Source organism: Shewanella sp. MF05960 (genome assembly GCF_050849305.1).
GTDB lineage: Bacteria > Pseudomonadota > Gammaproteobacteria > Enterobacterales > Shewanellaceae > Shewanella.
Genome location: NZ_JBOZPS010000025.1, coordinates 20,049 through 33,010, shown reverse-complemented (window position 1 = coordinate 33,010; position 12,962 = coordinate 20,049). Strand labels below are relative to the sequence as shown.

Genomic DNA, 12,962 nt, shown 5'->3' with positions numbered 1-12,962 from the left:
AGGCGCAGACCCGTTGGCATCATTTCACAAAATGTTGACCTGTGTCAACATTTGCAAAGCGTAAAAACGAGTAGAAAGAGCTGTTAAGACTACCAATGTAAATGAAAGGTGAATAAATATACATTTTCAACATAAATCTGTAATAATAAAGCACTACAATTTAAGGTATAATCGTTTTAATTCAAAAGCATAGAAAACCCTAAATTATTGACCGCTTAAATGTATACCTATTTAATTAATCTACGAATTTACTTTTTTGTTGCATTTAAATACCAACTTAACACTTCATTCTGTTCATTTTTCAACACTTTAATCTCATTCAACTCAAGAAAATTTTGCTTAAAAATACTGATAAAATTTGCCAATTTATCTTCATCAAAAGAGGCGTTAACCAACTCCGAAAGTCTTAGTTTTAACGTATCCATTTGTAATTTAATGAATTCGATATATTGTTGTTTTTTTGCTAAAGGCCAAAATACCCCTTCTTTAAAAAACTGAGCAATGAACGTCATTAATTGGCTGTCCTGAGCAGATAGCTCATCATATTCAACTAAAAATTTAATCGATTGGTTGATTTTTATGCGCACACTTTCACAAACAGGATCTTGCTTTATTCGTGTAATATCATGTGCAGTTGTCATCGGTCCCATAGCAATTGCAATTTCACTTAAATATTCAATAAGCTCACTTGTTTGTGGTAAATCAATAAAACTTAATATTTTTTTATTTCTATTCAATATCATTGAATTATCATGATGGAAAACAATTGAAAATTGACCGTTCGCTCTAAGTACTCTTGAAGCTTCTTTTAGTGATAACTCGATAGCGGAGTATTCAAACCCAAACTGCGACATATAAAGGTCTACTGAATCATTTGCAAAAGGTAATGATTCACAGGCTGTATTTGATATCAATTCAATTTCAATTGTTGAATTTTCACTCTTATTATTTTCAGATAATTGCACTTCAGCAAGATCAACCCCATACACCTTGCCGACTATTGCGCTAGCCCTTAGTGATTCTCTTAATAATAAAGGAACTGAACCGTTACCTGTGCCGACATCTACCGCTATAAAATCAGTTTGCAAGATAGAAAAGGTATTCTCCCAAACGGACTGTAATATACCTTCATAATTACTAGATAATGAATCACCAAATGATGTTGTATGCCCTTGCCGCCAATACTCAGTCCAATGTTGAGTCACACTAAATTTTCCTTATAAAAGTTTCTATTATAATTTTTAGGATAAATATCATCGATATGTGATATATCAATCAAAAAAGTTCATTCTGATTAAAGTTTTGCATATTAGTTTTACTTTTTTAACCTAAAAAAAACACTGATTAATAAAATTAACCAGTGTTTTTATTATCTAACAATATTGATTAAGATTAGAAGTTCCATTCACCTGCTAGTGTATAAGAACGACCAATATGTCCTGAACTATATAGGGCATCATAACCATTACCGTATTGACCATTACTATCAAATACTGGATCTTCATCAGTGATGTTACGAGCACCTAGGGTATATTTACCATAAGCACCTGCATCATATGAGTAAGTCAAGTTATGGGTCATAAAGCTATCATTAGAACCATTAGTAGACAATGAACCAGTTAAGTTACCGCTACTGTCAGAGGTAGGCGTTTCATAGCTACTTGTAGAAGGAATATAATCAATGTTCCAAGCAAGTGAGTGATCATTCATCATCCACGTTGTTGTAAACTGAGTTTTATATTCTGGCTGTAGTGAGAAACCACCTTGATCTTGCACTGGTCCACCAACATACGAATCAGAATTATATTCAAAGAAATAGTTGGTACTAGAATTAAATCTAATATCACCGATAGAAGATGTTTCTAATAAATACGTTACGTTTACATTAGTACCAGTAACTTCCAAACCAGGACCATTAATAGTCGAAGTTCTAAATATAGGTTGACTAGCTCCATCAGTTGTACGATCAACAGTAATCTTAGCTGCATCTGGGTTAGCAGAGCCTAATAATTCCATCATGACAATATCTTGAATTGGTACAAAACGAATAGCATTATCAATTTTAACGTTATAGAAATCAGCGGTTACACTAAGTCCTTCTACACCACTCCAAACTACGCCGAAGTTAATTGTTTTAGATGTTTCAGCATCTAACTCAGCGTTTGCTTGACGAGTAGTATCGTATTGTAATTCAGGGCAGTCACCATCCGCGATACCTTGAGATCGGCAGTAAACATAGTCATTGGCATAGTCAGCAGCAAAGCTATCTGCTTGAGAAAGAGTTTCCAATGCAGGTGCACGGAACCCTTCACCGTATGATGCTCTTAACATCAAGTCATCTATCGGCTTGTAAGTCAATGAAACTTTAGGCGCTAAATTGGTACCAAAATCTGAATAGTCATCATAACGTGCAGCAATACCCAGTTCTAATTCATCCGTTAGTGGGAATACACCTTCATAGAATACAGCCCATGTATCACGGTCTCTACCAGATGAATTACCGGCTGAGCCCCCAACTAAACCGACCTCAGATTGTGCATCAACTGTAGATGAATATTTAATGTTTGCAGCTTCAGCCCCAACATAATGACCAATCGCACCACCAGGTAACTCACCACCATCAAAACTCACACCTACATAATATTGGTCTAGGGTATAGTCATCCTGTTGTAGTGTTGTTGTCTTCATATTGTCAACACCGTCACCTAACGGGATATCCAAATACAAGTTTGTATATAAGCCTGCATAGCTTAAATAATATTCACCGACTGATTTATTATTAGTGTTACTGTGATGATAAAAAGTTTCCCATACGGCAGTTTCACCAAAGTCACCTTCTAATCCAACCATATAATCTTGTGTCAAATCAGTAACATTACCATCACGGTTACCAAGCTGATACCAACGAAAACGTCCGTCAGTAGTATCATCATATGGATTATGTAATGAATTTGCAGGGATATCATCCCACCCAGCTGCTGCTGGAGCATAACGACCAAATGACTTGTTTTGCGTAATCATTGCACGAGACTTCATACGAAGATCATCAGTTATTTCATAGTTAGCGTTAACAAATATAGATTGACGATCAGTTGAAGCTTGGTTAGCTGACACACCAGAGTATGCAAAACCACAATATTGGTTAGCTCCAGATTCTAAAACACCAACAAAACCATCAACAGTATTGGCTAGATTTTCACACTCAGGCGAAGCCTCCCAAAGACCTGTATAAGGGTTTTTGATACTTGCTCCATAAGAACTGATACCTACTGAAGAATTATAGTCTAAAATACCATTACCATCAGCGTCTTCAGCAAAAGGAGCTGTATATGGACGGTCACGATCAAAAATAGGCTCTTGAACTTGTTTTTCAAAAGAGAATGTAATGTTGCCTTTATCACTACTGATACCTGTAGTGACAGAGAAATCATGTCCATCACCACCTTCATCATCAGGACGGGCGACACGACCAGTAATATTCAGACCTTCAAAATTCTTTTTAGTAATAATGTTTACTACACCAGCGATTGCATCTGAGCCGTAAACCGCTGAACCACCATCTTTAAGAATTTCAATTCTTTCTACAATAGACATTGGTATTTGGTTAATGTTGATAGCTGCGCCTGAAAGTGTTGGTGAAGCAGCTAGGCGAACACCATCTAACAAAACTAGTGTTCTTGAAGAACCTAAACCTAGTAAGTTAACACTAGCTTGAGATTGAGCACTACTACCTGAAGAAGGAACTAAAGAACCAAAACTATTGAATGTAGAAGAACGCAAGGCATCTGCAACACTATAGCGTCCCATGTCATTAAAGTCTTTAGCGTTAATTACTTCAACAGGTGATGCATTTTCGATATCAACTCTACGAATTCGAGAACCTGTAATTTCAATTCGCTCTACTTTTGCACCATCTTCTTCTGCTGCAATAACAGCAGGTACACTTAACGCTGCCGCTGCAGCACCACCGATCAGTGCTAAACGCACCGATTTAGCTAGAATATTCTTATGCATTGTCTATCTCCCTGGACTTTTATATCTTTCTTATAATACTAACTACCTTTTTAGGTGTTAGTTCTATGAGGGGATGTAACAAAAATCATCACAACCACTCATTTACGTATGCAATAAAATCACATTTGATACAACTAATCAACAATTGAAGTACCGTAAGCGCAAAAGTTAATCAAATGTGATCTCCATTCCTGTTAACTAAAATGGACACTAAAAAATAAAAACATTTAAAAGCATAGGTTTATAGAACTTTTGTTTTATTTTGATAAATTAGGGAACTTAAAAATAAAAAACTTAACATCCTGTTTTGCAGACTGATTTTTTATGCTAGGGCTGATTTTCTAATGGTGTTGCAAGCAATGAAAATTTAACATTTATAACAATAGGGTTTGTCGATAAGTTGTTAACAATTACATTTAAGATACAAAACAAAGGAGATTGAGGTACTTTTTCGGTCGGTATTTAGGTGAATAATTGACCTTGATGATGGTTTGTTCGACTCAATATAAGTATAGATAATGCTGCGGTATTGATTTTGCATATTTACATATAGAGTATGCATGTCGCTTTGGGGTAAACATAAAATCGCACAATGTTTGCGATAGGAAAGTGTGACGAGGGTACAATGCCATATTACCAGTTTCGACATTATTAAGTTTTAAATTAGCGAGAGTTGATCATTGACTAGCGCATCAAATCGTTGCCCACACAACTGTAAAATAGGTTCAGCAATCGGCTGTATTTGTTTACTAATGTAATATTCGTAATCAATATTATTGGGTTCTGCTTCGACAGGTTGAGCGCCTGTTGTCGTCATCCAATACCTGATTTGATGCCCTCTCCTTGTTGCTTTAGATGTACCCTGTATTTGTGCCAATTGTTTTGCCGCTTTGACATGGGGAGATGATTTTGCAGTGTAGTCTTCAGCATGACGACGTAAACGTTTTTTAAAGATGAGCTCAGAGTCTCTTTCACCTTTTTTTAGCGCGTCTAACTCTTGACGAAGGTAATCGATAACATCCTCACCGTTGAAAAACATCTCGTATAAGTCAAATTGCATCTTACGGGCGATAGGGCTCCAATCACTTCTCACCTGCTCCATGCCTTTGAACGTCAATTTAAGCTTACTGTCCGCCCCTAATGAAGCACCGACATAGCGTTTTTTACTGCCTTCATCAGACCCTCTTAACGTCGGCATAATGAATTGATCAAAGTGAGTTTCAAATTCTAACTCTAGAAAACTGTCTAATTGATATTCAGTCTCACACCAATCACGCCAGCGTGTTGTTATGCTGGTTGCGAGTTGCAACCCCAAGGCATTAATGTCTTTAATCCCATGATTTTCGCCAAGCCAAACAAAAGTGGAGTCGGTATCGCCATAGATAACTTGATAACCTGATTCTTCTATCCATTGCTTGGTCAATTTCATAATTTGATGACCGCGCATGGTAATTGAACTGGCTAACTTCGCATCATGGAATACACACCCTTTTGAGCCTAATACACCGTATAAAGAGTTCATGATAATTTTTATCGCTTGCGATAACGGCGCATTTTTTTCTATTTTTGCCATTTCTCTTTGCGCTGCTAGGCTGGCAACTAAACCAGGTAAAATTGCGTTATCTCGCGCAAAATGTGCACCTAAATAACCTGGCACGGTTGAAGTATTATCACCTTGTTCGGCCAAGCGTAAGCCTTCCACTAATCCTTTGGGGTCAATTAAAAAAGTCCGAATTATTGATGGGTACAAACTTTTAAAATCTAAAACTAATACGTCTTTGTAATGACCAGGGACAGATGACATGACATAACCGCCGGGGCTTTCAAGGCCTTGACTGGCAGGATGTGCTGGAGCAACAAATCCATTGCGATGTAAGTGAGGTAAATATAAATGATAAAATGCCGCAATCGAGGCACCGACACGGCCAAACTCTAAACCTGTCAATTTTGCTCGTTCAATCGCAAAGTCAATCAACTGGGTTTTTTCAAAAATATCCCACACTAAACGGCTGTCGGTGATGTTATAAAATGCCAGTGCATTTTTATCGGTGTGAAATAACGTGGTAATTTCTTGGCCGCGATTCTCGACATGTTCAATAGCCTTACCTTCATCGAGCAGATTTCTTGATACAAACTCTAATGAAAAACTATCAAATTGATAAAATGCCGCTTTTAACCAATCAATGCCGTCAAGCACCACGCGCCCGGGTAACGAGAGTGTTTCGGGCCTAAATTTATCCGCGACCTTCCAGCTTAATTCTGTGCCACCTCTGCCTATTAATAATGGGATATGATGTACAATGCAGCGACGATATAATAAAGCTAAATCAAAAGTGACCACTGCCCAACCAATAATAATGTCAGGGTCGTATTGCTCAAACCAGGCAATCAGATGACGGATAAGTTCGACCTCATCGTTTACCCACACAATAAAATCATGGCTATCATTTTGCGGTTCGCCAACCATAAACACACATTGGTATTGCTCGCCATATAACCCAACTGAATAGAGTTCGCCATCAAAGCTGCATTCAAAATCTAACGATATTACTGATAAACTAATCTCAACATCGGTTGGTTCAGCTACGGGTTTTCGAGCCCGTTCCAGTGACATTAAAGGCAATAAGGTATCGTGATTTGTACTGTGATACTCCCCCACACATTCAATATCAAGGGCAATAAAGCGCTCGATTAAATAACGCTGCTCGGGTCTAATATCGACTTCAAATAGCGTAATGCCGACATCATTAGCCACCCTAGTCAGCCCTTTTAATTGGCTGTTAGATTTTAAATACAGCGCACAGACGGGTTCATGCGCAAAACTGGTTAACCCAATAGACTCTGCCTTGAGCGTAAAATCGACTTTGTGAGTTAACACATCCAAATCTTGCTGACGACAAAAACAAATCACCTCACTGTGATGCAACTCAACTAAAATTGGCCCATTTGCGGTTTTTAAATAATATTGCAACACCAGCTGACCCTGACGATATATCGCATGGCGAGTCAATACTCTGCCCTTCACTCGCGGCAATGCAGATATGCTTTGACGAGCATGGGTAGAATGTTTTAATTGCGGCTGTAAATGTTTCAATGTTATTTATTACTTCGTAGCATGCTAATTCACTGTTATTATGTACAGCATAATTCAGACCACGCAGAAATCATACTTCTATGCTACCGGATACGATAAAAAGTCAAATTCGCACCATTTATAAAGAAATTGCTAATGCTATGCCGCAATTTCGTTCTCGTCGCGAACAAAACTACATGGTAGCTGAAATCTCAAAAACCTTAGCGGGAGAGTATGACAAAGATCGGCGGATTATTGTGGTTGAAGCAGGTACCGGGATTGGTAAGTCACTGTCGTATATTCTTGGCACCATTCCATTAGCATTAGCCAGTAAGAAAAAGGTCTGTATTGCCACTGCAACGGTTGCATTACAAGAACAGTTACTCCACAAAGATTTGCCGTTTTTTTTACAACAATCTGGCGTTGACTTTAAATTTGGTCTAGTTAAAGGTCGGCAACGTTACGTGTGCTTGGCCAAACTTGAAGCCATGATAGGCAATCAAGACAGCTCACAAATGGCCATGTGGCAAACAAAGCCAGATCAAAGCCAAATAAACGAACTGCAAAAACTGCATCAAGATTTCCATCAAAAACGTTGGAACGGTGAAATTGACACCCTGCAACATCCCATCCCAGACTTTTTATGGCAGCAAATATGTTGTGACAAGCACAGTTGTCATCGACAAGTATCAGCACATCACAACTGTCCATTTCATAAAGCACGTGAAGATGTTGATACCTGGGATGTGCTTATTGCTAACCACAGTTTGCTTTTTGCTGACTTAGAATTAGGTGGTGGAGTTATTTTACCTGATCCAGAAGACATGTTTTATGTTATCGATGAGGCACACCATTTACCGATTGTGGCAAGAGATTTCTCCAGCGCACAAGCCACGTTACGCGGGGCTTGTGATTGGTTAGAAAAAGCATCTAAAACCTGCTCTAAGCTGCAAAATCAGCTTAAAACAAATAACATTATTGCTCCTGTGCAAGCCATGCTTGATCACACAACCGATTTAACCAACTTATTAACTCAAGTCGCGCATTATTGCGATACCCAACCTCAATTATTTGCCAACCCAGAAAGCCGACTGCGCTTTGAGCACGGGCAATTACCACAAGCGCTATTAATTCAGGCAGAAAACTTAGCCACGGCTTCTGGCGCTGCTGTTAAACAGTTTAATAAAGTGGTGTCGGTGCTAAGTGAGGCAATAAAAGACGGTGAAGTGCCTAAGCATCAATCTGAAGGGTTATTGTCTGAAACAGGCTTTATTTTACAACGCTTAGATAATTTGCATAAGCTGTGGAAAATGATGGCCAAAGAAGACAGTAAAAAAGGCGCACCAATGGCACGCTGGGCAGAGTTAATCACCGGAAAGCAGCAGGATTACTTATTTTGCTCATCGCCAATCGAAGTCGGTTTTATGCTCGAGTCTATGCTATGGCAAAAAGCGGCTGGCGTTGTATTGTGCAGTGCAACATTACGAGCACTAAACAACTTTAACCATTTTGCTCATCAAGTCGGATTAGGCATTAATGATGGCACTCGATTTTTAGCCTTGTTGTCGCCCTTTGATTACGAAAATAACGCCACGCTGTTTATTCCACAAATGGTTACAGAACCTACCGATGATAACTATACGGCCGAGATTGCTGAGCACATTGTTGCATTAGTGGATGGCGAAATGGCCACACTCGTATTATTTGCATCTTACTGGCAAATGGAAAAAGTGGTCGATTTGGTCGAGGGCAAAATAGCCAAAGATCAGTTATTTGTTCAAGGTGAAATTCCAAGACAACAAATTTTAGAAAAGCATAAGCAGCGTTGTGACGATGGTTTACCCAGTATTATATTCGGCACTGGCAGTTTCTCCGAAGGTCTGGATTTACCGGGCGACTATTTAACCAACCTAATTATTACTAAACTGCCTTTTGCTGTACCAACATCACCGGTAGAACAAGCCCATGCGGAATACGTGAAAGTAAAAGGTGGTAATCCCTTTTTACAGCTGACAATTCCTGACGCATCGCGTAAATTAGTCCAAAGTTGTGGTCGCTTGCTGCGTAAAGAGCAAGATTACGGACGAGTGACTATTTTAGACCGCCGCTTAGTAACCAAACGTTATGGCAAATCATTGATTGATGCCCTTCCCCCTTTTAGACGTGTTATTGAATAGGTATTGAGTTGGATTTATTATTAGACCCTAGCCATTGGGCAGTATTAGCGGTCATCGGAATTATTGCAGGTTTTATTGATGCCATAGTGGGTGGTGGTGGTTTATTGTCGATACCAGCATTGCTAACAGTAGGCATTCCACCTCATTTAGCCTTAGGCACTAATAAGTTAGCGGCATGTTTTGGCTCGTTAACCTCAAGTTTTACCTTCTATAAACAGCAATTATTTAACCCTGCATTATGGAAAGCCAGTTGTTTTGCCACCCTTATAGGCTCTGTCTCAGGATGTATTCTGGTTTTCCTCATTGACCCTACTTGGCTAGACAAAATCTTGCCGCTATTAATTATCGGCATTGCCATTTATACCTTATTCAGTCCCAAAGCCATGGGTGATAACAATGTCAGCCTCCCCATTGAACGTTCGTCTACTGGCAAACAAATCTCGCAAGGTTTTATACTCGGCAGTTATGATGGCTTTGCCGGGCCGGGTATTGGCGCATTTTGGACAGTGTCATCAGTATCAATTCACAAACTCCCTTTGTTGCACAGCTGTGGCTTAGCAAGGGTGATGACCTCTGTGAGTAATGTTACTGCGTTAATTATATTTGCCTCTATGGGACAAGTGCAGTGGATGCTAGGGTTATGGATGGGTGTTTGCATGATGGCCGGCTCTTATATTGGCGCACGAAGCGCAATTCGATTTGGCATTCCTTTTATTAAACCTATTTTTATCGTTATGGTATTGTCGATAGCCATTCACCTAACTTGGAGTGCTTGGGGATGAATACCCAACAACTGGTTTTAATGTTAAAGCAGCAACTGACTCAACTTGAGCAAGATGCCCTAATGCATGACCAAAATTTAGCACCCAACCAGCGACAAACCTTGCAACAAACCGAACGATTTAACAGCCAACTTTTCGCTCAACAAGGTGGTTTGCTGAGCCCATGTATTTCACAACTTCGCCAAGACATTCAAAAACTAGAAAAACAATTATTACTTAAGCTGAGTGGTCCTGTTATTCAACTCAGTTGTGATCGCATACAAGACCGCTTTATCGCGCTAAAAAGAGCCTTGCTCACCACCGACATTAATTTAAAAGCCGAAGCACAACGTAAAGCCAGTAATCGGGCGCGTTATGCAAAAAAACAACAGCAAGCGGTGCAAGACAGTGGATTTGGTTGGATAGCCAGTAATGTGATGCAAAACAGTCATCAACTATATGCCGAACTGAACAAACATCTCAACTGGGCGAAAAAAATTGAGCAAAAAATACAACAAATGGAAGCAAATCTTGAATTCTGTCATAGTGATGACAAAATTCAATTGCAAAATGACATACTTTTGATGCATCGTCGCTTAGGAAAATGTAAACAAGCAACAAGTTATATTGAAGAGCGCATTCAATTATTTGAACGACCTCGCCAAAGTTACCCTCGTTAAGGAGCAACAATGAAATCTGTATTCACCACTAGTGCGCTGTTAGCATTTTTAACTTCATCATCAGTATTTGCAGCTAATTTAACTATTCCCATGTCTTTTGAATATTTAGCTCTTGATGGCGAAGCAATTGAAACAAGTATGTTTAAACATCAATCCGACTTAACATTAGCCAATGGCACCCATAAAATCGCTATCCGCTATCATGATGTGGTCGATGACTCGTTCAGTGACAGTCAATCATTTGTAAAATCCACACCGTTCATTGTTACGCTAACGGTAGATGGTGATTATCAATACAGCCTAAAACCGGCTAATGGTGATGTCATCAAAAAGCCAAAAGCCTTTGCTAAAGCGCCACAAGTCGAAGTGAGCCGTCAAGATAACGGCTCTGTCTCTTATAGTGTTGAGCAAACCAATTTTGCTGAAGAGACCTTTATCACTAACTTGTTTAAAACCAATAAACAACAAGACTTTGAGAGCTTGTCTGCCTCAGCGACGGGAGATGGCAAAACGGTTGTCACACAGGCACCGGTGCAATCAGACATTGCTGTTGCAACCAATATGGCACCCGTGGCGGCTGTAACGTCAGTAACAACCAAAGTACCCGCTGGCAAAGCAACAACCCCAGCACAAGCTGAGCAAATGTTGCAGTATTGGTGGTTACAAGCCGATGAAAAAACCCGCAAAGAGTTTATGGGTTGGGCCATTAAGCAACTTTAAATGTTAACAGCCATTCCCTTTGTGTATCACGCCAGCTATTCTCGGCTGGCGTTACCTCACACCCATCGATTTCCAACCACAAAATATCAACTGCTATATGAATATGCACTTGAGCAACAATTACTGCTTGAGTCAGCAATGCATACTCCTGCCCCCATCAACATCGAAACACTTTACACTGTGCATTGCCCGCAATATGTTAATCAATTCACCAACGGATTGCTCGAGCATAAAGCGCAACGACGTATTGGGTTTCCCTGGAGCGAACATCTTGTCACCCGCACCTTACATGCCGTCAATGGCACAGTATTGTGCAGCCAATTAGCATTAGAATATGGTTTTGCGGTGCATTTAACCGGCGGATATCATCATGCTCATTATGATTTTGGCAGCGGGTTTTGTGTCTTTAACGATTTAGTTCTTGCGGCAAAATCAGCCATCGACAGCGGTAAAGCAGATAAAGTACTGATATTTGATTGCGACGTACATCAAGGTGATGGCACAGCGACATTAGCTCAGCAGTATCCCAATATTATTAGCTGTTCAATCCACTGCGCGCAAAACTTCCCCTCACGCAAGCAACATTCAGATCATGATATTGATTTAAACAAAGGCTGCAGCGACCAAGAATATATTGAGCACATTCAACAAATACTGCCTTTCCTTATTCGGATGCATCAGCCTGATCTTATTATTTATGATGCCGGGGTAGATATTCATCAAGACGATGATTTAGGATACTTCAATATTTCGACCCAAGGTATATTAGCAAGAGATACCCAAGTGATATCAATAGCCAAAAGCCACAACATCCCCCTTGCAGCTGTGATTGGTGGAGGCTATAGTCGTAATGAAGCCGAGTTAACTCATCGACATAGCCAACTACTTGTGGCAGCAAATGAGTTATGGTTAAGCAAAGGCGACTAATCAACATAGCTCGTGTAGCAAACGCTTACACGTAATATATTCGACATAGACGTCGACAACACACTGGTCTCAATGGAGCATATAATGCACTTAGATATTCGTAACTATTATGAAGTTCTATTAATGGAAATACTGAGAGATGAAGGCTTAATGGAAGAGCTGCCTGAAGAATACTTGGCCGATTTATGCTGCGTCACGCTTAATCAATTACCCGTGCGTTACATCCGTCACTTAGTCGATACCTATTTTTTTGAAAATTACCAAGAATTGCACATGATGAAAACCGAGATTTACGATGCGCTTGAAAAGTCTCGTCAATTTCTTAAAGCCAATTTACAAAAACGCTTAAAAGAAGAAGCAGAAATAGCAGCGGCACAGCAAATTTAAAGATAATTATTCGAGGGTATGCGTAGTTTACTGCCCTTTTAGGCAACAAATTAAAGATAGATGAACTAGTGAAAATGATGTGGGGATAAATTTGGAGGTTCCCCTAGAGCCGACACCCCGGCACACGAGTCGCTTGCTGCGGTTGCTCCCTTCCGGGTCTGGCCGAGTTCACAAGTTATCATTGCGGGGGGACCCTAGGGTCACCATTGACTTCTGATAAACA

9 protein-coding genes and 1 other RNA gene are annotated in these 12,962 nt (G+C 39.7%); 6 read left to right on the top strand and 4 right to left on the bottom strand.

The genetic code is table 11. From position 1 onward, the window contains the following. Window positions 1–248: 248 nt before the first annotated feature. The 3 genes from ACROAE_RS18815 to ACROAE_RS18805 form a co-directional block, all read right to left on the bottom strand. On the bottom strand, window positions 249–1,205 hold the full coding sequence (locus ACROAE_RS18815; protein WP_432405119.1) for a class I SAM-dependent methyltransferase: 957 nt from the start codon (window positions 1,203–1,205) through the stop codon (window positions 249–251). A 187-nt stretch (window positions 1,206–1,392) separates the two neighbouring features. Next, window positions 1,393–4,014: a TonB-dependent receptor plug domain-containing protein gene (locus ACROAE_RS18810; RefSeq protein WP_432405116.1), complete on the bottom strand. Its 2,622-nt coding sequence runs from the start codon at window positions 4,012–4,014 to the stop codon at window positions 1,393–1,395. 658 nt (window positions 4,015–4,672) lie between these two features. Beyond that, a complete protein-coding gene (locus tag ACROAE_RS18805; protein ID WP_432405172.1) occupies window positions 4,673–7,057 on the bottom strand; it encodes a DNA polymerase II in 2,385 nt (794 codons plus the stop codon). A 131-nt stretch (window positions 7,058–7,188) separates the two neighbouring features. Between ACROAE_RS18805 and dinG the strand changes: the two genes are divergently transcribed. From dinG to ACROAE_RS18775, 6 genes are all read left to right on the top strand, one after another. Continuing rightward, window positions 7,189–9,264: an ATP-dependent DNA helicase DinG gene (gene dinG / locus ACROAE_RS18800; protein WP_432405111.1), complete on the top strand. Its 2,076-nt coding sequence runs from the start codon at window positions 7,189–7,191 to the stop codon at window positions 9,262–9,264. 8 nt (window positions 9,265–9,272) lie between these two features. Continuing rightward, entirely contained in the window at window positions 9,273–10,046 is a 774-nt protein-coding gene (locus ACROAE_RS18795; protein ID WP_432405108.1) for a TSUP family transporter, read from the top strand. After that, complete coding sequence (locus ACROAE_RS18790) at window positions 10,043–10,705, top strand: primosomal replication protein (protein WP_432405103.1); 663 nt, start codon at window positions 10,043–10,045, stop codon at window positions 10,703–10,705. Before ACROAE_RS18795 ends, ACROAE_RS18790 begins: the two co-directional genes overlap by 4 nt. 9 nt (window positions 10,706–10,714) lie before the next feature. Next, a complete protein-coding gene (locus ACROAE_RS18785) occupies window positions 10,715–11,425 on the top strand; it encodes a DUF2057 domain-containing protein (protein WP_432405100.1) in 711 nt (236 codons plus the stop codon). After that, complete coding sequence (locus tag ACROAE_RS18780) at window positions 11,426–12,352, top strand: histone deacetylase family protein (RefSeq protein ID WP_432405097.1); 927 nt, start codon at window positions 11,426–11,428, stop codon at window positions 12,350–12,352. A gap of 84 nt (window positions 12,353–12,436) precedes the next feature. Continuing rightward, window positions 12,437–12,739 carry a late competence development ComFB family protein gene (locus ACROAE_RS18775; RefSeq protein WP_188954750.1) on the top strand — a complete coding sequence of 101 codons (303 nt, stop codon included), beginning with the start codon at window positions 12,437–12,439 and terminating at the stop codon, window positions 12,737–12,739. 100 nt (window positions 12,740–12,839) lie between these two features. Here the strand turns inward: ACROAE_RS18775 and ffs are convergent. Then, an RNA gene (gene ffs, locus ACROAE_RS18770) (signal recognition particle sRNA small type) lies at window positions 12,840–12,937 on the bottom strand. Window positions 12,938–12,962 lie beyond the last annotated feature (25 nt).

What these genes read in the sequence shown, in the direction of transcription:
- ACROAE_RS18810 (WP_432405116.1), bottom strand. Translation starts at nt 4,014, where the DNA reads ATGCATAAGAATATTCTAGCTAAATCGGTGCGTTTAGCACTGATCGGT.
- dinG (WP_432405111.1), top strand. Translation starts at nt 7,189, where the DNA reads ATGCTACCGGATACGATAAAAAGTCAAATTCGCACCATTTATAAAGAA.
- ACROAE_RS18790 (WP_432405103.1), top strand. Translation starts at nt 10,043, where the DNA reads ATGAATACCCAACAACTGGTTTTAATGTTAAAGCAGCAACTGACTCAA.
- ACROAE_RS18785 (WP_432405100.1), top strand. Translation starts at nt 10,715, where the DNA reads ATGAAATCTGTATTCACCACTAGTGCGCTGTTAGCATTTTTAACTTCA.
- ACROAE_RS18780 (WP_432405097.1), top strand. Translation starts at nt 11,426, where the DNA reads ATGTTAACAGCCATTCCCTTTGTGTATCACGCCAGCTATTCTCGGCTG.
- ACROAE_RS18775 (WP_188954750.1), top strand. Translation starts at nt 12,437, where the DNA reads ATGCACTTAGATATTCGTAACTATTATGAAGTTCTATTAATGGAAATA.